This is a genomic window from Pseudomonas viridiflava, from assembly GCF_003702045.1.
Taxonomy (GTDB): domain Bacteria; phylum Pseudomonadota; class Gammaproteobacteria; order Pseudomonadales; family Pseudomonadaceae; genus Aquipseudomonas; species Aquipseudomonas viridiflava_C.
Genome location: NZ_RBTP01000033.1, coordinates 1 through 25,921 on the forward strand (window position 1 = coordinate 1; position 25,921 = coordinate 25,921).

The 25,921-nt window shown below is 59.9% G+C and carries 25 protein-coding genes and 3 tRNA genes; 1 reads left to right on the top strand and 27 read right to left on the bottom strand.

Annotated features, from left to right (window positions below; translation table 11 throughout):
* Positions 1 to 1,382: threonine ammonia-lyase, biosynthetic (ilvA, locus tag ALP40_RS11055; RefSeq protein ID WP_122208322.1), on the top strand; the 1,382-nt coding region annotated here is incomplete at its 5' end.
* Positions 1,383 to 1,453: 71 nt separating this feature from the next.
* Here ilvA and ALP40_RS11060 read toward each other — a convergent pair.
* The 27 genes from ALP40_RS11060 to fabG form a co-directional block, all read right to left on the bottom strand.
* Positions 1,454 to 2,284, bottom strand: coding sequence for a DUF2242 domain-containing protein (locus ALP40_RS11060; RefSeq protein ID WP_122208323.1), 831 nt, complete (start codon positions 2,282 to 2,284; stop codon positions 1,454 to 1,456).
* Between the two features lie 219 nt (positions 2,285 to 2,503).
* Positions 2,504 to 2,580, bottom strand: a tRNA-Asp gene (locus ALP40_RS11065).
* A 114-nt stretch (positions 2,581 to 2,694) separates the two neighbouring features.
* Positions 2,695 to 2,771: transfer RNA gene (locus tag ALP40_RS11070), tRNA-Asp, on the bottom strand.
* A 66-nt stretch (positions 2,772 to 2,837) separates the two neighbouring features.
* Positions 2,838 to 2,913 (bottom strand) — tRNA-Val (locus ALP40_RS11075).
* A gap of 141 nt (positions 2,914 to 3,054) precedes the next feature.
* Positions 3,055 to 3,834, bottom strand: coding sequence for an SDR family oxidoreductase (locus ALP40_RS11080; protein WP_122208455.1), 780 nt, complete (start codon positions 3,832 to 3,834; stop codon positions 3,055 to 3,057).
* A gap of 32 nt (positions 3,835 to 3,866) precedes the next feature.
* Complete coding sequence (locus tag ALP40_RS11085) at positions 3,867 to 5,078, bottom strand: O-succinylhomoserine sulfhydrylase (protein ID WP_122208324.1); 1,212 nt, start codon at positions 5,076 to 5,078, stop codon at positions 3,867 to 3,869.
* Positions 5,079 to 5,098: 20 nt separating this feature from the next.
* A complete protein-coding gene (gene purF, locus ALP40_RS11090; protein WP_099230034.1) occupies positions 5,099 to 6,607 on the bottom strand; it encodes an amidophosphoribosyltransferase in 1,509 nt (502 codons plus the stop codon).
* A 12-nt stretch (positions 6,608 to 6,619) separates the two neighbouring features.
* Positions 6,620 to 7,207 (bottom strand): CvpA family protein, encoded by a 588-nt coding sequence (locus ALP40_RS11095; RefSeq protein WP_004884542.1) that lies wholly within the window; start codon positions 7,205 to 7,207, stop codon positions 6,620 to 6,622.
* 140 nt (positions 7,208 to 7,347) lie between these two features.
* Complete coding sequence (locus ALP40_RS11100; protein WP_122208325.1) at positions 7,348 to 8,037, bottom strand: SPOR domain-containing protein; 690 nt, start codon at positions 8,035 to 8,037, stop codon at positions 7,348 to 7,350.
* Entirely contained in the window at positions 8,021 to 9,325 is a 1,305-nt protein-coding gene (gene folC, locus ALP40_RS11105) for a bifunctional tetrahydrofolate synthase/dihydrofolate synthase (protein WP_122208326.1), read from the bottom strand. Before folC ends, ALP40_RS11100 begins: the two co-directional genes overlap by 17 nt.
* On the bottom strand, positions 9,322 to 10,242 hold the full coding sequence (gene accD, locus ALP40_RS11110; RefSeq protein WP_122208327.1) for an acetyl-CoA carboxylase, carboxyltransferase subunit beta: 921 nt from the start codon (positions 10,240 to 10,242) through the stop codon (positions 9,322 to 9,324). The genes folC and accD overlap by 4 nt, the downstream gene beginning before the upstream one ends.
* Before the next feature lie 250 nt (positions 10,243 to 10,492).
* Positions 10,493 to 11,113 carry a phosphoribosylanthranilate isomerase gene (locus ALP40_RS11115; protein WP_122208328.1) on the bottom strand — a complete coding sequence of 207 codons (621 nt, stop codon included), beginning with the start codon at positions 11,111 to 11,113 and terminating at the stop codon, positions 10,493 to 10,495.
* Between the two features lie 60 nt (positions 11,114 to 11,173).
* Complete coding sequence (gene truA / locus ALP40_RS11120; protein ID WP_122208329.1) at positions 11,174 to 11,998, bottom strand: tRNA pseudouridine(38-40) synthase TruA; 825 nt, start codon at positions 11,996 to 11,998, stop codon at positions 11,174 to 11,176.
* Positions 11,999 to 12,152: 154 nt separating this feature from the next.
* Positions 12,153 to 15,002, bottom strand: a complete 2,850-nt coding sequence (locus ALP40_RS11125; RefSeq protein WP_122208330.1) for a FimV/HubP family polar landmark protein — start codon at positions 15,000 to 15,002, stop codon at positions 12,153 to 12,155.
* 108 nt (positions 15,003 to 15,110) lie between these two features.
* The gene (locus ALP40_RS11130) at positions 15,111 to 16,124 is read right to left on the bottom strand and encodes an aspartate-semialdehyde dehydrogenase (RefSeq protein WP_122208331.1); all 1,014 of its coding nucleotides are present in this window, start codon (positions 16,122 to 16,124) and stop codon (positions 15,111 to 15,113) included.
* A gap of 84 nt (positions 16,125 to 16,208) precedes the next feature.
* Positions 16,209 to 16,769, bottom strand: coding sequence for a DUF1285 domain-containing protein (locus ALP40_RS11135; RefSeq protein WP_122208332.1), 561 nt, complete (start codon positions 16,767 to 16,769; stop codon positions 16,209 to 16,211).
* A gap of 9 nt (positions 16,770 to 16,778) precedes the next feature.
* Positions 16,779 to 17,381, bottom strand: a complete 603-nt coding sequence (locus ALP40_RS11140; RefSeq protein ID WP_122208456.1) for a DUF4823 domain-containing protein — start codon at positions 17,379 to 17,381, stop codon at positions 16,779 to 16,781.
* 126 nt (positions 17,382 to 17,507) lie between these two features.
* Complete coding sequence (locus ALP40_RS11145) at positions 17,508 to 18,170, bottom strand: TetR/AcrR family transcriptional regulator (RefSeq protein ID WP_122208333.1); 663 nt, start codon at positions 18,168 to 18,170, stop codon at positions 17,508 to 17,510.
* A gap of 426 nt (positions 18,171 to 18,596) precedes the next feature.
* Positions 18,597 to 19,382, bottom strand: coding sequence for a TatD family hydrolase (locus ALP40_RS11150; protein WP_122208334.1), 786 nt, complete (start codon positions 19,380 to 19,382; stop codon positions 18,597 to 18,599).
* Between the two features lie 14 nt (positions 19,383 to 19,396).
* Positions 19,397 to 19,753: a PilZ domain-containing protein gene (locus ALP40_RS11155; protein WP_122208335.1), complete on the bottom strand. Its 357-nt coding sequence runs from the start codon at positions 19,751 to 19,753 to the stop codon at positions 19,397 to 19,399.
* Between the two features lie 30 nt (positions 19,754 to 19,783).
* Positions 19,784 to 20,770: a DNA polymerase III subunit delta' gene (locus tag ALP40_RS11160; RefSeq protein ID WP_122208336.1), complete on the bottom strand. Its 987-nt coding sequence runs from the start codon at positions 20,768 to 20,770 to the stop codon at positions 19,784 to 19,786.
* Complete coding sequence (tmk, locus tag ALP40_RS11165) at positions 20,763 to 21,395, bottom strand: dTMP kinase (protein WP_122208457.1); 633 nt, start codon at positions 21,393 to 21,395, stop codon at positions 20,763 to 20,765. The genes ALP40_RS11160 and tmk overlap by 8 nt, the downstream gene beginning before the upstream one ends.
* 19 nt (positions 21,396 to 21,414) lie before the next feature.
* A complete protein-coding gene (gene mltG / locus ALP40_RS11170) occupies positions 21,415 to 22,566 on the bottom strand; it encodes an endolytic transglycosylase MltG (RefSeq protein ID WP_122208337.1) in 1,152 nt (383 codons plus the stop codon).
* 3 nt (positions 22,567 to 22,569) lie between these two features.
* Positions 22,570 to 23,385: an aminodeoxychorismate lyase gene (gene pabC, locus ALP40_RS11175; RefSeq protein ID WP_122208338.1), complete on the bottom strand. Its 816-nt coding sequence runs from the start codon at positions 23,383 to 23,385 to the stop codon at positions 22,570 to 22,572.
* Positions 23,385 to 24,629, bottom strand: coding sequence for a beta-ketoacyl-ACP synthase II (gene fabF, locus ALP40_RS11180; protein WP_122208339.1), 1,245 nt, complete (start codon positions 24,627 to 24,629; stop codon positions 23,385 to 23,387). The genes pabC and fabF overlap by 1 nt, the downstream gene beginning before the upstream one ends.
* Positions 24,630 to 24,742: 113 nt before the next feature.
* The gene (gene acpP, locus ALP40_RS11185; protein ID WP_003175607.1) at positions 24,743 to 24,979 is read right to left on the bottom strand and encodes an acyl carrier protein; all 237 of its coding nucleotides are present in this window, start codon (positions 24,977 to 24,979) and stop codon (positions 24,743 to 24,745) included.
* 192 nt (positions 24,980 to 25,171) lie between these two features.
* Complete coding sequence (fabG, locus tag ALP40_RS11190) at positions 25,172 to 25,915, bottom strand: 3-oxoacyl-ACP reductase FabG (protein WP_122208340.1); 744 nt, start codon at positions 25,913 to 25,915, stop codon at positions 25,172 to 25,174.
* Positions 25,916 to 25,921: the final 6 nt, after the last annotated feature.

A 25,921-nucleotide genomic window follows, 5' to 3' on the forward strand; every position in this document is an offset into this window, starting at 1 on the left:
AGCCGGTGTTCTCGTTCAAGATTCGCGGCGCGTACAACAAGCTGGCGCAACTGACGGCAGAAGAAGCGGCACGGGGCGTGGTGACGGCTTCGGCAGGCAACCATGCGCAAGGGCTGGCGCTGGCGGCGCGGGAGCTGGGCATCAAGGCGACCATCGTGATGCCGCGCACCACGCCTGAAATCAAGGTCGAAGGCGTGCGCTCACGCGGCGCGACGGTGGTGCTGCATGGCGACTCGTTTCCCGAAGCGCTGGCGTACTCGCTGAAGCTGGTCGACGAGCAGGGTTTTGTTTATATCCATCCGTACGACGACCCCGACACCATCGCCGGGCAAGGCACGGTAGCAATGGAGATCCTGCGCCAGCAGCCGGGCCGGCTGGACGCGATCTTCGTGCCGGTGGGCGGCGGCGGGCTGATCGCGGGCATTGCGGCGTATGTGAAGTACCTGCGACCGGACATCAAGGTGATCGGCGTCGAACCCGACGACTCCAACTGCCTGCAAGTCGCGATGGCGGCAGGCGAGCGCGTGGTGCTCAGTCAGGTCGGGTTGTTCGCTGACGGCGTGGCAGTGGCGCAGATCGGCTATCACACGTTCGAGGTCTGTCGGCATTACGTCGATGAGGTGATCACGGTCAGCACCGACGAGATCTGCGCGGCCATTAAGGACATTTACGACGACACCCGCTCCATCACCGAACCCTCGGGCGCGCTGGCCGTGGCGGGCATCAAGAAGTATGTCGAGCAGCGCGGCGTCAGTGGTCAGACGCTGGTGGCCATCGACTCCGGGGCCAACGTCAACTTCGACCGCCTGCGCCACGTGGCCGAACGCGCCGAACTGGGTGAGGGCCGCGAAGCGATCATCGCCGTGACCATCCCTGAGAAGCCGGGCAGCTTCAAGGCGTTCTGCGAGGCCATTGGCAAGAGGCAGATCACCGAATTCAACTACCGCTACCACACCGACCGCGAAGCGCACATCTTCGTCGGCGTGCAGACCCATCCTGACAACGATCCGCGCAGCGCCCTGATCGCCAGCCTGACCGAACAGGGCTTTCCGGTGCTGGACCTGACCGACAACGAACTGGCCAAGCTGCATATCCGCCACATGGTCGGCGGGCACTCCGAGCGGGTCAGTGATGAAGTGGTGCTGCGCTTCGAATTCCCCGAACGCCCCGGTGCGCTCTTCAACTTTCTCAACCGCCTGGGCGGACGCTGGACCATTTCGATGTTCCACTACCGCAACCACGGCGCAGCGGATGGGCGGGTCGTGGCGGGGCTGGTGGTGCCTGAGGATGAGCGGCACCTGGTCAGCCAGGCCCTGACCGAGATTGGCTATCCGTATTGGGATGAGAGCGATAACCCGGCGTACCGATTGTTTCTGGGCTAACGCCCCGGGACGCTCTGCCTCCCATTGGTCTGCTTATGCGTACACCCGCAAGGACGATCAGTACCGAGAAACTACTGTACTGGCGGAGTCTCGACCGGCGCAGGCGCAGTTGTTTCGACCGGCTGATCCTGCGGCGGAGTCACGGGCTCGGCTTTGAATGAAGCCGGCTCGTCCGGTGCAGGCACAGGCTCGCTGGCCGCAGGCGCAATGGACTCGGCCTTGGGTTCAGCAACCGGTTCAGCCTTGGGCGCATCTGCGGCCGCTTTCGGTGCCACTTTTGCAGGCTCAGCAGCTTTAGGCGCAACAGCAGCAGGCGCTGCGTCAGGGACACCCAGATCCGCCTTGGGCTTCTCTACGATATGTGCTGCCTGCTTCACGTCCGGGGGCAGGAAGTTCTCCACCAGCCCGAAGAAGCGCTCATAGAACTTGGCCGAGGCAACCGTCTCGCTGGCGACCTTGACCATAGAATCATCGGTGGAGCCAATCGGCATCGACAACGACCCCAATACCCCTACCCCAAGGCTCGCCGAGTTGTTGGTTTTCTTCAGCGCGTAACGATCCTGCAGAGCGTTGGCGAACATGGTCGAACTGCCCGCCTTCACATCAGCGGCGCAGACCAGGTTGAAGCTGATCTCGATGTGGGTTTCGCCCGTTTGCTGGAAGCTCTTGCGCCCCGCAATCATTTTGGGGTCGCTGCTGGTGATGATGTAGCCCTGACTCAGCAAAGCGCGTCGTCCGGCTTCACAGGACGACAGATCGGTTGCCGGGTAGCTGCGCGAAAACGTCCCGGCATCGTCGAAGTGCTCATGGTCATAGACCGCTTGCTTGGGCGAAGAACAGCCAGCAGCCAGAAGCAACATGGACACACCGCACGCGGTACGAACATTCAATAACTTAAACATCAGAAATCCTGAGGAAGGAAATAACTGCCAGCAAGACTGCAGACTGGAAAGGGCAGTAAGTCTGCAACAAGGCTGCCGCAGGATCAATGTGGCGTTCGAAAGGATTCGATACACGTCACATCACGCTGACTGCTTCAGCCAAATCGCAGACAACAAAAAAGCGACCCTGAGGTCGCTTTTCTGTCGCTTCGAGGAGTTCAAGGGCCTCAAAGCTTTGTATGGCGCAGCGGACGGGACTCGAACCCGCGACCCCCGGCGTGACAGGCCGGTATTCTAACCGACTGAACTACCGCTGCGTATCGCTTGTAAACCTGTTTGAAACAAACTTTCGATAGCTCGTTTCCTGTACTTCGGATTGAACGACTCTAGCCTTTCAACCTCAGACACGGCGAACCGAGTCTGTACAAATATGGCGCAGCGGACGGGACTCGAACCCGCGACCCCCGGCGTGACAGGCCGGTATTCTAACCGACTGAACTACCGCTGCGCAGTGTGGACTTGCGTCCGATTTCAACCTTGAAAGCCCTCGTACTTCAGCTTTCAAACTCAACGATGGTGGGTGATGACGGGATCGAACCGCCGACCCGCTGCTTGTAAGGCAGCTGCTCTCCCAGCTGAGCTAATCACCCTTTGCTTCGTTGAGGCCGCGAAATTTACGCACCTAACGAACCTAAGTCAATAGCCTGATTGAAGTTTTTTTGAAAACGCTCCAATCGCATCCCACGCAACCCACCGCCAAAAAATAACGACTCGCCATGTTGAGCAAGCCGCTACTCGGCGTACACCATCTTGCGGGTCATGCCGCCATCGATCACGAATTCCTGCCCGGTGACAAAACCGGCATTGCGGGAAAGCAGCCACGCGACCATTGCCGCAACGTCCTCCACTGTCCCTACCCTGCCCGCAGGATGTTGCGCATGATCAGCCTCCGACAACGGCTCGGCGCGTCGCAATGCGGGATCACGAGCGTCGATCCAGCCGGGACTGACAGCATTGACGCGTATCTCGGGGCCCATACTGATTGCCAAGGCATGCGTCAGCGCCATCAAGCCCCCCTTGCTGGCCGCATAAGCCTCGGTATCGGGCTCAGACTGACTCGCGCGGGTCGAGGTCAGGTTGACGATGCTGCCGCAATGCGCACGCAGATAAGGCGCGCAGTGCTTGGCCAATAGCATCGGCCCGCCCAGGTTGACGCCCAGCACGCGATTCCAGTGGGACAATTCAAGGCTTTCCAGCGTGGTGTTATGCGGATCGGCAATCGCCGCATTGCATACCAGCGCATCCAGCCGACCGAAGCGCCTGAGCACTTCAGCCACGCCTGCAGCGACCTGCTCTTCGTTCGCCACGTCCATCGTAATGAACAGCGCGTTTTCGCCCAACGCACCGGCCACTTTGGAACCACGCCTGCGATCCAGATCGGTCAGTACCACTTGCCAGCCCTCGGCAATCAGCCAGGCTGCAATGCCCAGGCCGATGCCGCGTGCTGCACCGGTGACCAAGGCCACGCGGCCGTTGTGGGTACTGAACTTCATTGCCCAGTCGTCGCTCATGCTTTCACTCGCGTCGCTGCTCACATCACCCGTCACAACGCCGCCAGCCCGAGCGCCAGATCGGCCTGCAGGTCTGCGACATCTTCAAGCCCCACTGCGACTCGGATCAGGCTGTCGCGAATGCCGGCGGCCTCACGCTCTTGAGGCGCCAGACGCCCATGAGACGTAGTGCCTGGGTGAGTGATGGTGGTTTTGGTGTCGCCCAGATTGGCGGTGATCGAGATCAGTCGCGTTGCATCGATGAAGCGCCATGCGCCTTCTTTGCCACCCTTGACCTCGAAACTCACGACCGCACCGAAGCCCTTCTGCTGACGCTGAGCCAGTTCATGCTGCGGATGGCTCTTGAGACCGGCGTAATGAACCTTCTCGATGCCATCCTGCTGTTCCAGCCACTCGGCCAGCGCCTGAGCGTTGGCGCAATGAGCCCGCATGCGCAGGTTCAGGGTTTCGAGCCCCTTGAGGAAGATCCAGGCATTGAACGGGCTGAGGGTCGGCCCGGCCGTACGCAGGAACCCGACCACTTCTTTCATCTGCTCGCTGCGCCCGGCAACCACACCGCCCATGCAACGACCCTGGCCGTCAATGAACTTGGTCGCCGAATGCACGACAATATCAGCGCCCAGTTTCAGCGGTTGCTGCAACGCTGGCGTGCAGAAGCAGTTATCGACGATCAGCATCGCACCCTTGGCATGGGCGACTTGCGACAGCGCGGCGATATCCACCAACTCGGCCAACGGATTGGAGGGCGACTCGACAAACAGCATTTTGGTGTTGGCCTTGATGGCCGCATCCCACCCACTCAGGTCCGCCAGCGGCACGTAGTCCACTTCGATACCGAAACGCTTGAAGTACTTGTCGAACAGGCTGATGGTCGAACCGAACACACTGCGGGACACCAGAACGTGGTCACCGGCGCTGCACAGACTCATGACGACCGCCAGGGTCGCAGCCATGCCGGTCGCCGTGGCGACCGCCTGTTCTGCACCTTCAAGCGCCGCCATGCGCTCTTCGAAGGAACGCACGGTAGGGTTGGTGTAACGCGAGTACACGTTGCCAGGGACTTCACCGGCAAACCGCGCAGCCGCGTCGGCGGCCGTGCGGAACACGTAGCTGGAGGTGAAGAACATCGGATCGCCATGCTCGCCTTCCGGCGTGCGATGTTGCCCGGCACGTACGGCGAGGGTGTCGAACCCCACACCTTCAAGGTCGCTGTCGAGACGACCTGCATCCCATTCCTGAGTCATGCCGCTACTCCTGAAACCAATTAGTTGTTGTACAGATCGATGATCGCGCTCACTGCTTGGGTCTTGACCTTGGAGGCATCGTTACGCGCCTGTTCGATCTTGTTCAGATAATGCTCGTCGATGTCACCGGTCACGTACTTGCCGTCGAAGACCGAGCAATCGAAGTTATCGATCTTGATCTTCTTACTCCCGCTGACCGCTTCGATCAGGTCAGTCAAGTCCTGATAGACCAGCCAGTCGGCACCGATGAGGTCGGCAACGTCCTGGGTGGAACGGTTATGGGCGATCAGCTCGTGAGCACTCGGCATGTCGATGCCGTAGACGTTGGGGTAACGCACCGCCGGAGCGGCAGAACAGAAATAAACGTTCTTGGCACCGGCTTCGCGGGCCATCTGAATGATCTGCTTGCAGGTCGTGCCACGAACGATGGAATCGTCCACCAGCATGACGTTCTTGCCGCGGAATTCCAGTTCGATGGCGTTGAGCTTCTGGCGCACGGACTTCTTGCGTGCAGCCTGACCCGGCATGATGAACGTGCGGCCGATGTAACGGTTCTTGACGAAGCCTTCGCGAAACTTGACGCCCAGGTGGTTCGCCAGCTCCAGCGCAGCGGTACGGCTGGTGTCCGGAATCGGGATGACCACGTCGATGTCGTGATCCGGACGCTCGCGCAGGATCTTGTCGGCGAGCTTCTCGCCCATGCGCAGGCGCGCCTTGTAGACCGAGATGCCGTCGATGATCGAATCCGGACGCGCCAGGTAGACGTGTTCGAAAATGCACGGCGCGTACTTCGGGTTGGCCGCGCATTGACGAGTGTGCAGCTTGCCGTCTTCGGTGATGTAGACCGCTTCGCCCGGTGCCAGGTCGCGAATCAGCGTAAAGCCCAGTACATCGAGGGAAACGCTTTCGGAAGCGATCATGTACTCGACGCCTTCGTCGGTATGACGCTGGCCGAACACGATAGGACGAATGGCGTCCGGGTCACGGAAACCGACGATGCCGTAGCCGGTAATCATCGCCACCACTGCATAACCGCCACGGCAACGATTATGCACGTCGGTCACGGCCGCGAAGATGTCTTCTTCGGTCGGCTGCAGCTTGCCGCGAACGGCCAGCTCGTGAGCGAACACGTTGAGCAGCACTTCCGAGTCGGAATTGGTGTTGACGTGGCGCAGGTCAGATTCGTAGATCTCCTTGGCCAACTGCTCAACGTTGGTCAGGTTACCGTTATGCGCCAACGTGATGCCATAAGGCGAGTTGACGTAGAACGGCTGTGCCTCGGCCGAGGTCGAACTGCCCGCCGTGGGGTAACGCACATGACCGATGCCCATGTGCCCGACCAGACGCTGCATATGGCGCTGGTGGAACACATCACGCACCAGTCCGTTGTCCTTGCGCAGGAATAACCGGCCGTCGTGGCTGGTCACAATACCGGCAGCATCCTGGCCGCGGTGCTGGAGGACGGTGAGCGCGTCATACAGCGCCTGATTGACGTTCGACTTACCGACGATACCGACGATGCCACACATGCGACACAACCCCTACTTAGTGGAACTGGATTTACCAAGCACATCCTGCGGTATTGTAGACGGCAGGATCTGCTCCTTGAACGGCAGATCAGCAGGTACGCTGATGCCGCTGGCGAGCCACTTGCTGGACATCCCGAGAATCAGGTTTTTCGACCAGTCAGCGACCATGAGAAACTGCGGCACCAGCCTTGACTGCTGCCACCATTGATCCTGTTGCACCGGCCCGAGGCTCAACAGCCCGACCGCCACAACCACAAGCAGGCCTCCGCGCGCAGCGCCGAAGACCATACCCAGAAAACGATCGGTCCCGGAAAGCCCGGTGACGCGAATCAGTTCGCCTATCAGAAAGTTGACCATGGCGCCGACCAGCAAGGTGGCGACAAATAGAATGGTGCAGCTCGCGATCACGCGGGCAGAGGGTGTTTCTATGTAGTTGACCAGATACTGCGACAGCCCTGCGCCGAACATCCAGGCCACTACACCTGCAATGATCCATGTCGTCAACGACAGTGCTTCTTTTACGAAGCCGCGTTTCAGACTGATCAGGGCGGAGATGGCGACAATTCCCAGAATTGCCCAGTCAACCGGAGTAAATGGCACGTTGCAGCCTGCAGACAGATAAGGCGGCGCATTTTAGCAGAGCGCCCGCCCGCCGGTAAGCAGCGATTATCGGCAGGAGGCATTTTCCGTAGAAACAGGGCTAGGAGTGGCCAAACGCATTGGGCATAACGGTAGGAAGATCAGCCTTTTTCAGGCTGAAACCGCACCACGATACCTTTTAGCTTCTGCTGCTTGTCCAGTTGGTCACGCAGACGATCGGCTTCGGCGCGCTCGATCAGCGGTCCGACGAACACGCGATTCACGCCATCGGCTGTGCGGATGTAAGCGTTATAGCCCTGGGTACGCAGGGTTTTTTGCAGATTATCGGCGTTCGCGCGATTGGACATGCTGGCAAGCTGCACCGACCAACTGATTGACAGGCCATTGGCATCCACACCGCTTGGCGCCGCTTTTGCGACCGCAGGGGCTGAAGGCGCAGCAGGCGTCGCGGGTGCTGCTGGCGCCGGCGCCGGCGCAGGCGTCGGCTGCTTGGCGGCAGGCTTGGGTGCAGGTGCAGCGGCAGGGGTATTAGCAGGAGTCTGGACCGTAGGCGCTGGCGCTATCGGCATGGACGGCGGCTGACCGTTCGCGGCGACCTGGTCATCGCCGGGGACCGGTTCCTGTGGAATCACCTGAGGCTCGGGAACGGACACCGGTTCGACCTGCACCTGCTGGCTCGCGGGTGCCTGGGGCGCTGCGGGCGCATCTACCCGGACCGGATGACTCTCGTCCTGACGCGTGAACAACATGGGGAGGAAGATCACCGCGACGGCGATCAGCACCAGCGCGCCCACCATCCGCTGCTTGAATACGTTATCCAGCAAAGCCATTTGCAGCGTCCTCGCGGGTGTGCCCGGCCAACCATTCAAGGGCCTCGGCTACACAATAAAAAGATCCGAACAGCAGAATTTCGTCATCGGTCGTGGCATGCGCGCACTGAGCCTCCAGTGCCAGCGCGATACTCTGATAGGACTTCACGCGGGCCCCAAGGTTCTCCAGCGCCGACTGCAACTCTGCGGCCGGCCGACTACGGGACGTAGGCAGCGGTGCAACGGCCCAGTCCTGAATGCTGGAGGCCAGTTCAGAGACCACGCCCTCAAGATCCTTGTCAGACAGCAAGCCGAACACCGCCAGGCGCTTGCCGGCAATCGGCCGCTGGGCCATGCGTTGGGCCAAAAACTGCGCCGCATGCGGGTTATGGCCCACATCCAGAAGCAGATTGATCGCCCTGCCGTGCCAGTGAACGGTACGGCGATCCAGACGACCGACAAGCCGTGTGAGCGCCAGCGCCTCGCAGACGACCGAGTGCTGCAGCGGATAACCCAGCAACGCGAACGCCTGAAGCGCCAGCGCGGCGTTCTGCATGGGGAGGTCCAGCAGCGGCAGTCCGCGCAGCTCGACCGCCTCACCATGAGCCATACCGCGCCAGTCCCAGCCCTGCTCGGTGAATGAAAGATCGAAGTCGCGCCCCCGCAACAGCAGCGGGCAACCCAATTCCCGAGCCTTGGCCAGCAACGGATCTGGCGGATCAAGATCCCCGCACAGCGCCGGACGACCGGCACGGAAGATACCCGCCTTTTCAAAGGCAACCGATTCGCGCGTATCGCCCAGCCAGTCGGCATGGTCGACACCGATGCTGGTGACCAGGGCGATATCCGCATCGACCAGATTTACGGCATCCAGGCGACCGCCCAGACCGACTTCCAGCACGACGGCGTCGAGCTTTGCCTGCTCGAACAGCCAGAAGGCCGCGAGCGTACCCATTTCAAAATAGGTCAGCGTGATGTCGCCACGTGCCGATTCAACGGCTGCGAAGGCATCGCACAACTCAAGATCGGTCGCTTCGACGCCCTGCACTTTCACCCGTTCGTTGTAATGCAGCAGGTGCGGGGAACTGTAGACCCCGACCTTCAGACCCTGAGCCTGCAACAGCGCCGCGACAAAGGCACAGGTCGAGCCCTTGCCGTTGGTGCCGGTTACCGTAATGACCCGGGGCGCGGGACGTGTAAGTCCCAGTTGCTGCGCCACCTGTCGCGAACGGTCCAGCCCCATGTCGATCGCGGACGGATGCAGTTGCTCCAGGTAGGCGAGCCAGTCGCCCAGGGTCGAAGGGGTCATACCGTGGCCGGAGCCGGCGGTACGACGATAGGCTCAAGTACCGGCGCCACGAACTTCGGCGTCGGCAGGTTCATCATTTGCGCCAGCAGATTGCCCAGGCGCGGACGCAATTCACTGCGGGCGATGATCATATCGATTGCACCGTGATCCAGCAGGAACTCGCTGCGCTGGAAGCCTTCGGGCAGCTTTTCGCGCACGGTCTGCTCGATGACGCGTGGACCGGCGAAACCGATCAGTGCCTTGGGCTCAGCGACGATCACATCGCCCAGCATCGCCAGACTGGCGGAAACACCACCATAGACCGGGTCGGTCAGTACCGAGATGAATGGCAGGCCTTCTTCACGAAGACGTGCCAGAACGGCCGAGGTCTTGGCCATCTGCATCAGGGAAATCAACGCTTCCTGCATACGCGCGCCACCGGAGGCGGCGAAGCAGATCATCGGGCAGCGGTTTTCCAGCGCGTAATCGGCGGCGCGCACGAAACGCTCGCCGACGATGGCGCCCATCGAGCCGCCCATGAAGGAAAATTCGAACGCGCTGGCGACGACCGGCATGCCCAGCAACGTACCGCTCATGGAAATCAGCGCGTCTTTCTCACCGGTCTGCTTCTGCGCTGCGGTGAGGCGATCCTTGTACTTCTTGCCGTCGCGAAACTTCAGACGGTCAACCGGCTCAAGGTCGGCACCCAGTTCGGCACGACCCTCGGCATCGAGAAAGATGTCCAGACGGGCACGGGCACCGATGCGCATGTGGTGATTGCACTTGGGGCAGACGTCGAGGGTCTTTTCCAGCTCAGGCCGATAGAGCACTGCTTCGCAGGACGGGCACTTGTGCCACAGCCCTTCAGGAACCGAGCTCTTCTTGACCTCGGAACGCATGATCGATGGGATCAGTTTGTCTACCAACCAGTTGCTCATGCTTTATATCTCCAATACCGGTGTGGCTCGAACGCATGACGCTTACACGCCAGACGCATGCCCTTAGCTAAATTCGTGAGTTGGCGATGAGAAGGGTGAACGATCGGCTATCGGCCTGACCTGCACACCCTCTACCACGGTTTTTTTCAGCGAGGACGGTGCATACAAGCACCCTCCTCCAATCAATTCGACCCGCAAGACTTGTGGCGGGAACAGGCTTATGGACGGCGCTCGCACCGAAACCGTCACATCAGGCACCGTGGACCGCGCTCATGAACGCGAGAATCTTCTCCCGATCCTTGATGCCTTTGCTCTGTTCGACACCACCACTGACGTCTACCGCGTAAGGTTTGACCTGGGCAATGGCCTGAGCCACATTCGCTGACGTCAGCCCCCCTGCCAGAATGACGGGTTTGCTCAGCTCGTTCGGAATCAGCGCCCAGTCAAACGTCTCACCCGTACCGCCCGGCACGCCTTCCACATAGGTGTCGAGCAGAATACCCCGGGCATTGCGGTAGGCCTGGCACGCCTTTTCGATGTCGTCACCTGCCTTGACGCGCAGCGCCTTGATGTAAGGACGGTGATAGCCGTCGCACTCTTCTGGCGTTTCATCGCCGTGGAACTGCAGCAGATCCAGCGCAACGGCATCCAGCGTCTCATTGAGCTCGCACCGGCTGGCGTTGACGAACAACCCGACCGTGGTAATAAAAGGCGGCAACGCGGCAATGATGGCTCGCGCCTGCTGGACGGTCACGGCACGGGGACTTTTGGCGTAAAACACCAGCCCGATGGCATCCGCGCCTGCCTCGACAGCGGCGAGCGCGTCTTCTATGCGGGTAATCCCGCAGATCTTGCTTCGAACGGCTGACATATGATGAAAACCTCAGACCTTTCGGAAAGTCCCGGATGTTAGCAAATGCTTGCCGGGGCGTCAGCCGTCAAGTTCGGCGAAGCCTGTAAGAAAATGCGGACCGATGTAGCGCTCAGGCAACGGGAACTGCTCCCGGTACTCGACCTGCACCAAGTAAAGCCCATAAGGATGTGCGGTGACGCCTCCGGTACGACGCACCTTGCTTTCCAGCACATCACGCGCCCACTCCACCGGTCGTTCACCCGCACCGATGGTCATCAGCACGCCGGCAATGTTGCGCACCATGTGATGCAGAAAGGCATTCGCCCGCACATCAATGACGATCATCTTGCCATGCTGGGTGACACGCAGGTGATGCAACTGCTTGACCGGGGATTTGGCTTGGCATTGTCCGGCGCGAAACGCACTGAAATCGTGGGTCCCGATCAGATGCTGCGCAGCCTCGGCCATCCGCCTCACGTCCAGCGGACGATGATTCCAGGTGATTTCCTGACCCAGATGCGCCGGACGGATCTGATCGTTGTAGATCACGTACCGGTAGCGTCGAGCGATTGCCTTGAAGCGCGCGTGAAACTCGGCGGGCATGACCCGCGCCCAGGTCACACTGATGTCGTGGGGCAAATTGATATTCGCCCCCATCACCCAGGCTTTCATGGATCGCTCGGCCTGCGTGTCGAAATGCACCACCTGACCACACGCATGCACGCCCGCATCGGTCCGCCCGGCGCACATCAGCGAGACCGGCGAGTCCGCCACTTTCGACAATGCGTTTTCCAGGGTTTCCTGCACCGTCAGCACGCCGGAAGCCTGACGCTGCCAGCCGCAATAGCGCGATCCTTTGTATTCCACGCCCAGCGCGATTCGGGAAAAGCCCTCGGCAGCCATCTCGGCGGCCGGGTTATCTATGTTCGCCAAGGTGTTACAGCCTGTCGGTTTGCGAAAAGTCGGCCATTATACGGCCGCCGAAAAAAGACGCCACATCGAGCACTACATGCAGACGGCCGCAAAAGCGGCCGTCTGTGGTCAAGCGTCGATTGAATCAGGCAAGACGCGAAAGCATGTCACGTGCTTCGCTTTTCTGCCCGTCATCGCCCTCGTTAACGACCTCGTCGAGAATGTCCCGCGCGCCGTCAGCATCGCCCATGTCGATGTAGGCACGCGCCAGATCCAGCTTGGTCGCTGCCTCATCCGTACCGGCCATGAAATCGAAGTCCGGCTCGTCATCTAGCGCCATCGCGTCCTCTGCCGTGAACCGCGGCTCGTCGAGCGGAGGATGCTCAAGGTTCTGCGACAGACGATCCAGTTCGGCATTCACGTCATCGATTTCAGACGCGAAAGCCTGGCTGGCCTGATCGGACTCGATCTCGTCGGCCAGCGACAGATCGAAATCTTCAGGCAATTCCAGGTCATCACTCACCGGTGGGACGACGCCTGTTTCAGGCTCGACAGGGTCATCCTTCAGGCCCAACAGGAAATCATCTTCGTTCTTGAGTGCTGGATCGTCTTCCGAGAGATCAAGATCGAAATCGGCCAGGTCCTCAGGTGTCGCGGCTGCACGAGCAGCTTCCTGTTCCTGCATGATGGCTTCGAAGCTCAACGGCTCCTCGCTGGGCGCTGCCGCAACCATAGGCTCATCCAGCAACAGATCGTCCGGATCGGTGACCGTTGGCAGATCCGCTGGAGACGGCTCGTCGAGTTCATCCAGACTCAGATCGAAGTCGTGATCGAACTCATCCGCGGCGATTGCTGGCTCATCGGCAACGGGAGGCTCAACCTGGGGCTCTGGCTCTGGCTCTGGCTCTGGCTCGACAGCATCATCTGCCAGCAACTCTTCCACATACTTTGCATCCAGTTCGGCAGCCAACGCTGCTGCACTGGCAGCACCGGCCGCCACTGCCACAGGTGCAACCACGGAAGCAGACTCAACAACGGGCGCTGGCTCAACCGGGGCAGGCTTGGCGAGCGACACCGCAGGAGATTGGGTCGAGTATGAATCTTTTAGCTGCTCGCCCTCAGCTTCACGCTTTCCCGAGGCCACCAGCTTGCGCTCATGCGCGGCATAGGCCTTGTTGTTGCCCTGTTCTGCGTAGATTTCCATGAGTTTGAGACGAATGTCGTCACGCTCAGGCGAATCCTTGATGGCCTCTTCAAGCAGCTCGACGGCCTGATTCATACGGCCGTAAGCGATATGGATTTCAGCCTGCACCAGCGGATCGGCCGGTCGCTCGCGTGCGGCGGTCGCCGCGACTGCGGCAGGACCTGCCCCCATGCGGACGTTAGGCGGCGGCACGTCAAGCCCGTCGAAACTGGCAGGCGGTGCATTCATGTCCATGTCAGAGACGAACTGAGACTCCTCAGCCAAGGCGCGGGCCATGCGCCGATGCTTTTCAGCCTCCGCTTTGGCAGCGCGACGACGCGCCAGAAACAACAGGACCAGCGCCAGAAGCAACAGCACCGCACCGCCAATCAGCCCCAACAGCACGGGGTTGTCGAGGACCTTCTGCAATGCGTCCTCGTCTTCCGGAACGGCGACCGGCTCGACCGCCAATGGCTGGTCGGCAACGGGCGTGGCGACCTGTGCAGCACCTGCCGGCAACGCGTCTTCAGGCGCGATCTCACCTGCGGGTTTCACTGGCGTGCCATTGGCGTCGACCAGCGACGCCGGTACGGCCGCGCTGGCTGCGCTGGAAGGTTCGACAGGCGTAGCAGCAGGCGGTACGGCTGCACCGGCTGCCTGCATCTTGGCCAACTGGCCATTCTTGAGCTCGATCAGACGCTGCAACTTGTCCAACTGACTTTGCAGGTCGTTCATACGACTGGTCAGCTCGGCGTTATCACGACGCGAGGTGTCCAGCGCCTCCTGAGCCACTGCCAGCTTATTGCTCAGGTCGCTGTCACCCGCAGCGCCATTGGCGGCAGGCTTGCCACCGGCCGAGACCAGGCTGAGGTTGTCAGACGTATCGACCCTGGATGGCGCAGCACCGGCGCGATCACGGCGAGTGGCGTCGACCTGACGGGCACCCGCTGGCAGACGGCGACCTTCACGCCATGCGCTGTACTGACGGGAAACCTCTGCAACGGCCTGAGGCTGCGGCAAGGCCGTGGTCTGCTGAGGCGTCGGCAGGCGCAGGACCTGGCCTTTCTTCAATCGGTTGATGTTGCCGCCCATGAAGGCATCAGGGTTGAGCGCCTGAATCGCCAGCATCGTCTGCTGTACGGTTCCGCCAGTGCGAACCTTCGCAGCGATCTCCCACAGGGTGTCGTTGTTGGCGGTGACGTACTGGCCCTGCTTATCGGCAGCCGGAGGTGGAAGCGTCGAACCTTGCGCTGCAGGCTGCTGGACAGACGGTGCCGCAGGCGTCGCTTCGGCAGACGGCGCTACGGTCGCCAATTGAGCAGGCGCTCCGGCTTCAGCGGCAGGTGCGGGTGCCGGGGTCGCAGGCGCTGCCGGAGCAGGTGCTGCCGCAGCGGCCGCCGCTTCCGGTGAGAACTTCGGCGGGTCCAGCAACAGGCTGTACTCGCGCAGCAGACGTCCGTTCGGCCAGAGCACCTGAACCAGGAACTTTACATAAGGCTCACGCACCGGTTTGGTAGAGGTGATCCGCAGAACACTCTTGCCGCTGGCGTTGATGACCGGCGTGAAGCTGAGGTCATTGAGAAACGCCTGACGAGTGATGCCCGCTTGGGCGAAGTCCGCCGTTGTTGCAAGACTGGGTACAACCTGCGCGGCGTTGACGCCCTGCGCATCGGTCAACTCGATCTCGGCTACCAGTGGCTGGTTCAGGGTCGACTTGACAGACAATTCCCCGAGCCCCAACGCCTGCGCCATCCCTGATGACAGCGCCGAAGCCGCAGCGATCGCTAATACCAGTTTACGAACCTGAACCATAGCCCATCCCTTGTTTAAAGATTCTCCGGCATCCGGAGAGGTAGTCCTGCGTTGGGTGTAAGGCGTATCGCCGCTCGAACAATTATTCAAAGTGTTGCCAAGTATCTTTTACACATAGTCTTTTATCAACAATTCGCCAACCTGCACAGCATTGAGCGCAGCGCCTTTGCGAACATTGTCAGAGGTTACCCACAGATTGAGTTGTTCGGGATCGTCGATGCCTGTGCGAACGCGGCCGACGTAAACCACATCCTGGCCAACCGCATCGCCGACAGGCGTCGGGTAATCACCGGCATCGACCAACTCGATCCCCTCGGCCGCTTCAAGCGCTGCATTCACAGCAGCCAGATCGATTGCCGCAGCCGACTGCACCGACACAGTAAAGCTGTCGCCAAAGAAAACCGGAACCTGAATGCAACTGGCAGACACCTTGAGCGACGGCAGCGCCAGCAGCTCGCGAAGCTCATTAACCAGACGTCGCTCCAGCGTCAGATGACCCGTTTCGTCCGGCTTGCCGACCTGAGCGAGCACATTAAACGCCATTTGCCGGTCGAAGAACCGCGTTTCCAGTGGGCGAACGTTGAGCAGTTCCGTGGTCTGGCGAGCCAGTTCGCTCACCCCTTCACGACCTTGCGCAGACACTGCCAGACAGGCCGTGATCGCCACATGACGCAGTTCGAGGCATTCACGCAGCGGGTTCAGTACCAACGCCACGGCAGTTGCCGATGCGCTCGGACTTGCCACAATGCGTCCAGCGCCGTGACTCGACGCCAGAAGCGTGGCATTGATCTCCGGCACGATCGCGGGCGCTTGCATGGCCGCAAAAGCGCCGGACAGGTCAATGACCAGGCAACCGGAAGCCGACGCCTTTTCAGCGTGGGCAAGACTGATAGCAGGACCCGCGGCAAAAAACGCCAGCTTGACCTTGCTGAAATCGAAGTCATCGACTTCGCGGACGCGCACGTTTTTACCCCGGAACGGCACTGAATGCCCTGCCGAATCGATGCTGGCCAGCAAGTGCAGGGCACCCACCGGAAAATCGCGCTCTTCCAGAATCTGGACAATGGTTTCGCCGACAGTACCGGTTGCGCCGACAACGGCGATATCAAAGGACTGGCTCATGCAAAAACCTCAGGAAAATCAGGGAGCGGCACTTTAACCGCCGAACTGCCGACAGGCAATTGAGCCTGTCGAATACCGGGCGCCTCAGGGCTCAAGGCCAATCGGGAAGAATATCCCGTGGCTCCACACCCCCAGCCAGCGCTGCCCGTCGATCTCACGACCGACCGCCAGCTCTACCAACTGGTAAAAAACATTGCGATGAATCAGCGCTTCGAGATTGGTGCGCACATGAATATACGGTGCAGGCTCCTGAGTCTGGGGATCCACAACGACGCGCAACGGATGCTCGGCGCTCGCCTCGACCTCATCCTCGACGTTGGTCACAAACCTCAGTATCTGGTCGGATCCCTCACCATCCACCGCAAGCGTGACGGCCACAAAAGGCGCGTCATCGACCTTGATGCCGACTTTTTCGACCGGCGTGACGAGCACGTAATCGTCGCCATCGCGGCGTAGGATGGTGGAGAAAAGCCGCACCATCGGTTTACGTCCGATGGGCGTGCCTTGGTAGTACCAAGTCCCATCACGGGCGATACGCATGTCGATATCGCCGCAGAAATCCGGGTTCCATAGATGTACAGGCGGCAAACCTTTGGTTTTGGGAATCTGCGCGAACAGATCGCCAGCCTTGCCTGAATCGGTCATGCCTTACTCCTAACGCTCAACACCCAACAACGTACGAGCGTAGTCCTCAAGTGGCGGACCTAGCAAATCTTCAGGGCTTTTGTCGTAAAGCGTCAGCAATCCGCCACGGCTACGGATACGGGCGCTGTCGATCAAAAAGCGGGTACTGGTTTCGATCAACATGAGCTGAATGACACCTGTGTCGACACCCAGGCGATCCACGGCCTCTTGATCGGACCACTGATCACCGTTGCCGATGCGATCATCGGCCTTGGCAAAACGGGTATAGAGCAAGTAATGCGCACCGGCGCTGCGGGCCTCGATCATGGCCTCGTCCAGGCCCAGCGGTGCCTGCGCGCGACGAACCATCGGGAAGTACTCGACGAAGCCCTTGAACGCTTCTTCAGCCACTACGTTGGGGCGCGGATACGCTCTGCCAGGCGGCACGAAGGCACCCTGAGCGATGTAGATGAAGGAGTCGGGCTGCACTCGCCAATTGGCGATACGCCGGGTTTCGCTGTGGTCGAGCAGTCCCGCATCGCTGAACTGTTCCCGAACACCTTCACCCATATCACTGACTTTCATGCAGCCACCCAACGCCATAAGCGCCAGCAGCAGAACCAGGCTACGCATCATCCCCTCCCAAATACCGGTGACGGAAAACCGGCGAATGGTCGTCGGATGCAGCTTCCGCGCCATTTCTGACCGAATGCGTGCATTGCCTTGCACAGCGGCACCCAACATGCCGCTTAAGAGGGTTCAGACCGGCGTCGGGTCCTGCTTTGGCTCGGGAGGCGTGTCGCCGTCGCGCTTGCGCTTATTGCCCATGCGCACACCGATGTCCATCAGGAAATGGAAGAAGCCTTCCTGATCTTCCAGCACGTTACTCCAGAACGGCGAGTGATACAGCGCAACCGCGCCATGCACCAGCGCCCAGGCGGCACAGTAGTGATAGTAAGGAGGGACATCTTCGAGCTTGCCTTCAGTGATGCGACCCTTGATCAACAGCGTCAGGTGCTCGAAATTGGAGGCGCGGATCGTGTGCAGCTCTTCGACCAGCTCAGGCACCTGATTGCCCTTGACCACCTTCTCTTCCAGGCGGTCGAACAGGCGATAGCGCTGCGGGTCGCGCATGCGAAACTCAAAATAGGCTCGCGAAAGCGCCTCTTTATCCTTGTCGACATCAGCAGAGTGCAGCAGCTCGTTCAGATCGCGCTCGTAGTCGAGCATCAGGCGCAGATAGATCTCCGCCTTGGATTTGAAGTGCTTGTAGATCGTGCCTTTGCCGATGCCAACGGCGTCCGCGATCATCTCGACCGTGACGCTGTCTTCGCCCCGCTCAAGGAACAGCTTTAGCGCGGTGTCGAGAATTTCCTGCTCACGGCGGCGAAACTCACGGACCTTACGAGGTTCTTTCTGCATAGGAAGGTCTGATTAGGATCGAAATCGAAGCCGCGTATTATGCCCAACTGACGACAAATTGCACGGATCATCCGACCCTATCGCGCTAAATGAGCCAATCGGTGCCGCTTGCAGAGGTTCTTTCAACGATGCGCGCACGGTTTCACTCCCGTACGGCGGGCACTTGGCCGACTTCGCCGAATTCTAGTACGTTTTGAGTACTCAGGAAGCCATTTGCTATTCCAAAACTGTTTAAAAAACGATCAATCCAGGCTGGACGTCGCGCCACATTGGTCAATAATTAAACCGTTGGCGCGTCATCCCCCCAAGTGATGGGCCAGTAAAGGCACCAACGGACAGCGTGCCTTTGTTTTACTCCTAATGGTCTTAACCCGGCTTCACCCCCCCAGAATCCGGGTTTTTTTTGCTCGCGATTTGCCCACACGCTTAGCGAGACAGATGCGCAAGCGGAAAAAGCCGGGCAAAGTTTTCGGTGGTCTGCTCGGCGAAACGCTCGTAGGACTCACCCCGCAGCATGGCCAGAAACTCGGCTACGTCACGTACGTATTGAGGCAGGTTCGGCTTGCCGCGGTGCGGGATGGGTGCCAGATAGGGCGAATCCGTCTCGACCAGCAAACGGTCGGCGGGCACCTGACGGGCAACATCGCGCAGGGCATCGGCGTTGCGGAATGTCACGATGCCGGAAAGCGAGATATAAAAGCCCAGATCCAGAGCCGCCCTGGCCATGTCCCAGTCTTCGGTAAAGCAGTGCAGCACACCCGCTTGAGGCAGCGCAGCTTCGCGCAGCAGGTCGAGTGTATCGGCACGCGCACCTCGGGTGTGAACGATCACTGGCTTGCCGGTGGTCGCGGCCGCTTGAAGGTGCAGCCGAAACGAAGCCTGCTGCAGGTCGGCCGCTTCGGGCTCGTAGTGATAATCCAGACCGGTTTCGCCAATAGCAACCACGCGAGGGTGATCCAGCTCAGCCAACAGCCAGTCCAGCGCAGGCGCCTCACCCGGCTTGAGATCGAGCGGATGAATGCCAACCGAGCAATCGACATCATCGTAACGCTCGGCCAGCGCTTTCACGGCACCTGCGTTGTCGGCGCTGACACCGATGCACAAAAAATGTCCGACCCCCCTTCCCCGCGCAGCTTCAAGGGCTGCATCGAGTGAACCGTCGTGCTGGGTCAGGTCAAGGCGATCGAGGTGACAATGGGAATCTACAAGCATGGGCAAAAGGACAACTACATCGTATGAGTGGGACGGTCGGACTTCAAAGCACCGACCAGGTAGGTTTCGATCAGGTTGCGAGCGGTGTTGTCGCCGTCATTGAATTGCACGCCGACCCCGGCGGTGCGGTTGCCTTGCGCGCCTTTGGGCGTGACCCAGGCGACACGGCCGGTGACCGGAACCTTCTCGGCCTCATCCATCAGATTGAGCAGCATGAACACTTCATCGCCCAGCTTGTAGCTTTTGCTGGTCGGAATGAACAGGCCACCGTTCCTGATGAACGGCATATAAGCGGCGTAAAGAACCGCCTTGTCCTTGATGGTCAGGGACAGGATACCGTTACGCGGGCCTGTGTTAGGCGGCAAGTTCATGACAATACCTCGACGGTTGATACCTGGAGTCTACGCCTGTCCAGGCAGGCCTGCCCACTGCACAAGCAATGCCTCAAGCAACAGCACGCGATTGAGATTGGCCTTGGACATGACCTTCTGCCGCTGTGCCAGCACCCAATCCTGAATATCGAGCACCTTGCCACGCGGCGACTTCTGCGCAAGGTATTGCACCACTTTGCGCATGTCCCCAAGGCCCAGACCATCCTCGTCCTCAGTCAGTTGATAGCGCAGAATCAGGTGCGACCAGTCGCAGAACCAGTCGAACAGCAACAGCAACGGGATGTCTTTCCAGCCTTCGGCCAGTTGAGTGGGCGACTGTTGCTGCTTGAGCAGTTTCTTGACCCCCTCCACCACCTGAGCGCGCTGTTCGCGAACGCCTTGAGCATGAAGCGTCACGGCAGCCAACGGCGAGCCGGCGGCCAGCGTCAGTAATTCGAGACGCTCCTGCTCAGGGCAGTCAGGCAACGCGTTGCTCAGCCAGGCCAGGCTCGTCTGCTCATCAGGCAATGGACAGGCCTGCTGCACGCAACGGCTCTTGACCGTCGGCAACAGGCGACTGGGCTGGTGACTGACCAGCAGCAACACGGTATTGCCGGAAGGCTCTTCAAGGCTTTTTAGCAACGCGTTGGCCGCATTGATGTTCATCGCTTCGACCGGCTCGATGAGCACCACCTTGCGGCCACCCATCTGCGAGGTCTGCACCACGAAACTGACCAGATCACGCACCTGATCGACCTTGATGGGTTTGTCGGCTTCTTCCGGCTCCAGCACGTAGTTATCGGGGTGACTGCCTGCCGCCAGCAGCAAACAGGACTTGCAAGTTGCGCAGGCGTCCAGCCCATCGAGTCGCTGACACAGCAGGCTGGCCATCAAACGCTCGGCGAGCGCCCGTTTACCGATGCCTGCAGGGCCGTGCAGCAGATAGGCATGCGCGTGCTGAGCGCGCCCCGCCATTTGCTGCCACAGCGCCTGCTGCCACGGGTAGGCTTCAGCCACGTTGCAGCTCCAGCAACTGCGGCAACAAGGCGTCCAGCGACACCTGAACCTGCGGCAACGTCTGTGCCGCGTCGACCAACCGATAGCGCGACGGCTCGGCAGCGGCACGCGCCAGATAGGTACTGCGTACGGCATCGAAGAATGCACGGCCTTCCTGCTCGAAGCGATCCAGCCGGCCACGCGCCGCGGCGCGCGACAGACCGACTTCGACCGGCAGATCGAATACCAGCGTCAGGTCAGGGCGTAAATCGCCCTGAACGAACTGTTCCAGCGCCGAGATTCGCTCATGAGAAAGGCCGCGACCACCACCTTGATAGGCATAGGTTGCATCGGTGAACCGATCACACAGAACCACGTCTCCCCTCGCCAGCGCCGGGCGAATCACTTCGGCCATATGCTGCGCACGGGCAGCGAACACCAGCAGCAACTCGGTATCGGCGCACATCGACTCGTCACTGGGCGCAAGCAACAGTTCGCGAATCCGTTCGGCCAACGGTGTGCCACCAGGCTCACGGGTCAACAACACCTGCACGCCTTCAGCGCGCAGTTTTGCCGCCAGGTATTCGCGATTGGTGCTTTTGCCGGCACCTTCCGGGCCTTCGAGGGTGATGAACAGGCCAGTCACAGGCATTCCTTAGTCAAATTCATTGCGAGTCGGACTCGCGTTGCGAAGCATTCGGGACATCCGCAGGCGCAGGCTCGGAAGCGCTTGCATCAGGTTCGGGTGAAGCGTCAGAAGCAGGCGCCGGCACTAACGCTGGCACGGGCGCAGGACTGGATCGGTAGTCCGCACGCCGTTTTATCTGGTACTCCCGGACCGCCGCATTATGGGCATCCAGGTCATTGGAGAAAACGTGGCTGCCATCACCTTTGGCCACGAAGTACAAACTGTTGCCATCCACCGGATTGAGCGCTGCGTGAATAGCCTCACGCCCTACCAGCGAAATGGGGGTTGGCGGCATTCCGGCAATCACGTAGGTATTGTAAGGCGTGGCCTGTTTGAGGTCGGCCCGGGTCAGCTTGCCGTTGTAGCGCTCGCCCATGCCGTAGATCACCGTCGGATCAGTCTGCAACTGCATGCCCAGCTTCAAACGCCGCACGAACACGCCTGCAATCTGACCGCGTTCCTGAGGTACGCCGGTTTCCTTCTCCACCATCGAGGCCATGATCAGCGCCTGATACGGGTCGGCGTAAGGCACATCTGCCGCCCTTGCAGCCCACTCCTCTTCCAGCACCTCCTCCAGACGGGCATAAGCCTGCTTGAGCAGTTCGGCGTCGGTCATGCCGCGCACGTAACGGTAAGTGTCCGGGAAAAACCGGCCTTCGGGAAACACGTCCGGGTGACCGATTTTTTTCATCAAATCAGCATCGCTCAACCCGGCCAACGTCTGATCCAGCTTGGCTTGTTTGGAAAGTGCGGCGCGCACCTGACGGAAATTCCAGCCTTCGACCAGCGTCAGGCTGTATTGCACCACTTCCTTGCGCTTCCAGACACCAAACAGCGCGTCCACGTCCATGCCGGGAACCATACGGTACTCGCCACTGTGAAGCGCCTGATCGGACAGGTTGAATCGCCAGTAAAGGCGCAACCAGAAAGCATCCTTGATAACGCCGTCGGCCTGCAGCCGGTTGAGGACACCGGTGGGTGTCGAACCGGCGGGAACGTCCAGCAGTTGTTCCTGAGCCACTTTGAGCGGCTGATGCAAGGCCTGATATTGCTGCCAGAACGCAAAACCCAGCGCCAACCCTGCCAGCACGATAGCGGTTTCCAGCAACACCAATATTTTTCGGATCACGAATCAGATATCCAGAAGGTCGCGAGCAATGCCTTGCAGTTTACGGGTGAGCGGACCAACCGGCCAGCCAAGGTGTTCAAAGCCGCAAACCGGCCAGATGCCATAAACGCTATTACAGAGAAAGACTTCGTCAGCCTGTTCCAGGTCAGACGGGTACAGGTCACGGATATCGACTGCGACCCCCAGCGTTCGCGCCTGATCCAGCAACTCGGCGCGCATCACCCCTGCCACGCCACAACGACTCAGGTCAGCCGTCAGCAGACGACCGCCAGACACCAGAAACAGATTGCTGTAAACGCCTTCGATCAGACGACCAGACGTGTCACAGACCAGCCCTTCGGCATGCTCGCTGTCCTGCCACTCCGAACGCGCCAGCACCTGCTCCAGACGATTCAGATGCTTGAGGCCTGCCAGTAGCGGCTGTTCGGCCAGACGGGTTTTGCAAGGAAACAGACAAACGCCGTGTTCGGCATGTGCTGCGGGGTATGACGGTGAAGGACCGCCCTGCAGAATTCGGCGGGACTGGGTGTCTGGAGCAGGCCCATACCCACGCTGACTGTCGCCACGGGTCAGGATCAGCTTCATGACACCGTCACCCAGCTGGCTGGCGAAGCGAGCCATTTCAGTACGGACCAGGTCTGGATCGACCGGAATCGCCAGACGCTGACAGGCGGATTCAAGACGTTGCAGGTGACGCTCGAACAACAGCGGCTGCCCTGCCTTTACCGCGACGGTTTCAAAGACCCCGTCGCCGTAGGCCAGACCTCTGTCCTTGAGAGAAACAGAGTCGGCCAGGCAGCCATCGATCCAGCTGAACATTACTCGGCGAACCGGCGGAACACCAGCGAGCCATTGGTGCCACCAAACCCGAAGGAGTTCGACAACACGACATCAATCGGCATGCGACGCGCCTCGTGAGGCACGAAGTCCAGGTCGCAACCTTCGCTCGGCTCATCCAGGTTGATGGTCGGCGGAGCGACCTGATCAACCAGTGCAAGCACACTGAAAATGGCTTCGACCGCACCGGCAGCACCCAAAAGGTGCCCGGTCATCGATTTGGTGGAGCTGACGGCCAGCTTGTAGGCGTGATCGCCAAACACGCTTTTGATCGCCGAAGCCTCTGCCAGATCGCCCGCGGGGGTCGAGGTGCCGTGGGCATTGATGTATTGCACCTGCTCAGGATTGACCTTCGCATCACGCAGCGCATTGACCACACAGCGTGCAGCACCGGCACCGTCGTCAGGTGGCGAGGTCATGTGGAAGGCGTCACCGCTCATTCCGAAGCCAACCAGCTCGGCATAGATCGTCGCGCCACGCGCCTTGGCATGCTCAAGTTCTTCGAGAACCATCGCACCGGCACCGTCGGACAGAACGAAGCCATCGCGGCCCTTGTCCCACGGACGGCTGGCGCGGGCCGGATCGTCGTTGCGGGTCGACAGCGCACGCGCTGCACCGAATCCGCCAAGCCCAAGACCACAGGCGGCCATCTCGGCACCACCGGCAATCATGACGTCAGCTTCGTCGTAGGCAATGTTGCGAGCGGCCATGCCAATGCAATGAGTGGCCGTTGTGCAGGCAGTTGCGATGGCGTAGTTAGGCCCCTGCGCACCCAGGTGGATGGACAGGAAGCCGGAAATCATATTGATGATCGAGCCTGGCACGAAGAACGGAGAAATCCGCCCCGGCCCCTGCTCATGCATCAGACGGCTGCTGTTTTCAATATTGGTCAGACCACCGATACCCGAACCCATAGCAACGCCAATGCGCTCGCGGTTTGCGTCGGTGACTTCAAGACCTGCGTTGCGCACAGCCTGAAAGCTGGCTGCAAGGCCGTATTGAATGAAGAGATCGAGCCGACGCGCTTCTTTGGGCGCCAGGTATTCTTCAACGTTGAATCCCTTGACCGAACCGCCGAAACGGGTAGTGAAGGCCGACAGGTCCGTGTGCTCGATAAGGCCAATGCCACTGCGGCCTGCCAGAATGCCTTGCCAACTGCTGGGCACATCATTGCCCAGTGGCGAAAGCATGCCCATCCCGGTGACCACGACGCGTCTACGTGACACAGGACTCTCCTTCTCTCTTGTTAACGGAACATCACAACGTTTCTTAAAGAAAAAACCGCACGCCGTTTAAAGCAGTGCGGTTTTCCCGTGACAGCAAGCAGCGATTACGAATCTTAAGCCTGATGGCTGGTGACGTAATCGATAGCAGCTTGAACGGTAGTGATCTTTTCCGCTTCTTCGTCAGGGATTTCGGTCTCGAATTCCTCTTCCAGAGCCATTACCAGCTCAACGGTGTCCAGGGAGTCAGCGCCCAGGTCTTCAACGAAAGAAGCAGTGTTAACAACCTCTTCTTCCTTGACGCCAAGTTGCTCGGCAACGATTTTCTTGACGCGCTCTTCGATGGTGCTCATACCTAGTTTTAACTCCTAGTGGAAATATTCAGGCATCTGGCCAGAGGGTAAGTGTATAGAAGAGGTTTTACGTTTTTCAAGCGTAACGCTCTCTGCCTTTGCCCAATCGCCCTTCTGCCCATTAATAGATTGCAGCTTTATAACGGATTTTAGTCAGATCGTATGACATTTTTTTGAAACAGATCGTCACATTCAGCTCATGTACATGCCGCCGTTGACCGGGATTGTTGCCCCTGTCACGTACCCTGCGCCTTCAGAAGCCAGGAAGGAAACCACATTGGCGATTTCCTGCGCCTGCCCCAGACGGCCCAGAGGAATCTGAGTCAGGAGGGCCTCACGCTGCGCTTGCGGCAACTCACGCGTCATGTCGGTATCGATGAAACCCGGTGCCACGGAGTTAACGGTCACTGCACGCGACCCCACTTCACGAGCGAGCGCTCGGCTGAAACCTTCCAGCCCGGCTTTCGCGGAAGCATAGTTTACTTGACCGGCGTTGCCCATGGCACCCACCACGGAGCCGATGCTGATGATACGGCCCCAACGCGCCTTGGTCATACCACGCAACACGCCCTTGGAGAGGCGGAACAGGCTGTTCAGGTTGGTATTGACCACGTCGTACCATTCGTCATCTTTCATGCGCATCATCAGGTTGTCCCTGGTAATACCGGCATTGTTGACGAGGATCAATGGTGCACCGACACGCTCCTGAATGGTCGACAACACCGATTCGACGGATTCGGCACTGCACACGTCCAGCATCAGGCCGAAACCTTCGATGCCGGCTTCCTTGAACGCAGCGCTGATTCGCTCGGCACCAGACTCGGAAGTCGCTGTACCCACGACCACAGCGCCATTGCGCCCCAATTCAAGGGCGATGGCTTGACCAATACCGCGACTGGCACCGGTCACCAATGCAACTTTACCTTGCAGGCTCATGCAGGC

What these genes read in the sequence shown, in the direction of transcription:
- fabG (WP_122208340.1), bottom strand. Translation starts at nt 25,915, where the DNA reads ATGAGCCTGCAAGGTAAAGTTGCATTGGTGACCGGTGCCAGTCGCGGT.
- accD (WP_122208327.1), bottom strand. Translation starts at nt 10,242, where the DNA reads ATGAGCAACTGGTTGGTAGACAAACTGATCCCATCGATCATGCGTTCC.
- ALP40_RS11145 (WP_122208333.1), bottom strand. Translation starts at nt 18,170, where the DNA reads ATGCAGAAAGAACCTCGTAAGGTCCGTGAGTTTCGCCGCCGTGAGCAG.
- ALP40_RS11140 (WP_122208456.1), bottom strand. Translation starts at nt 17,381, where the DNA reads ATGCGTAGCCTGGTTCTGCTGCTGGCGCTTATGGCGTTGGGTGGCTGC.
- ALP40_RS11150 (WP_122208334.1), bottom strand. Translation starts at nt 19,382, where the DNA reads ATGCTTGTAGATTCCCATTGTCACCTCGATCGCCTTGACCTGACCCAG.
- truA (WP_122208329.1), bottom strand. Translation starts at nt 11,998, where the DNA reads ATGGCTGCCGAGGGCTTTTCCCGAATCGCGCTGGGCGTGGAATACAAA.
- ALP40_RS11155 (WP_122208335.1), bottom strand. Translation starts at nt 19,753, where the DNA reads ATGAACTTGCCGCCTAACACAGGCCCGCGTAACGGTATCCTGTCCCTG.
- ALP40_RS11085 (WP_122208324.1), bottom strand. Translation starts at nt 5,078, where the DNA reads ATGACTCAGGAATGGGATGCAGGTCGTCTCGACAGCGACCTTGAAGGT.
- ALP40_RS11115 (WP_122208328.1), bottom strand. Translation starts at nt 11,113, where the DNA reads ATGTCAGCCGTTCGAAGCAAGATCTGCGGGATTACCCGCATAGAAGAC.
- ALP40_RS11125 (WP_122208330.1), bottom strand. Translation starts at nt 15,002, where the DNA reads ATGGTTCAGGTTCGTAAACTGGTATTAGCGATCGCTGCGGCTTCGGCG.
- acpP (WP_003175607.1), bottom strand. Translation starts at nt 24,979, where the DNA reads ATGAGCACCATCGAAGAGCGCGTCAAGAAAATCGTTGCCGAGCAACTT.
- ALP40_RS11060 (WP_122208323.1), bottom strand. Translation starts at nt 2,284, where the DNA reads ATGTTTAAGTTATTGAATGTTCGTACCGCGTGCGGTGTGTCCATGTTG.
- purF (WP_099230034.1), bottom strand. Translation starts at nt 6,607, where the DNA reads ATGTGTGGCATCGTCGGTATCGTCGGTAAGTCGAACGTCAATCAGGCG.
- ALP40_RS11080 (WP_122208455.1), bottom strand. Translation starts at nt 3,834, where the DNA reads ATGAGCGACGACTGGGCAATGAAGTTCAGTACCCACAACGGCCGCGTG.
- pabC (WP_122208338.1), bottom strand. Translation starts at nt 23,385, where the DNA reads ATGTTCAGCTGGATCGATGGCTGCCTGGCCGACTCTGTTTCTCTCAAG.
- ALP40_RS11135 (WP_122208332.1), bottom strand. Translation starts at nt 16,769, where the DNA reads ATGACCGATTCAGGCAAGGCTGGCGATCTGTTCGCGCAGATTCCCAAA.
- ALP40_RS11100 (WP_122208325.1), bottom strand. Translation starts at nt 8,037, where the DNA reads ATGGCTTTGCTGGATAACGTATTCAAGCAGCGGATGGTGGGCGCGCTG.
- folC (WP_122208326.1), bottom strand. Translation starts at nt 9,325, where the DNA reads ATGACCCCTTCGACCCTGGGCGACTGGCTCGCCTACCTGGAGCAACTG.
- ALP40_RS11130 (WP_122208331.1), bottom strand. Translation starts at nt 16,124, where the DNA reads ATGAGCCAGTCCTTTGATATCGCCGTTGTCGGCGCAACCGGTACTGTC.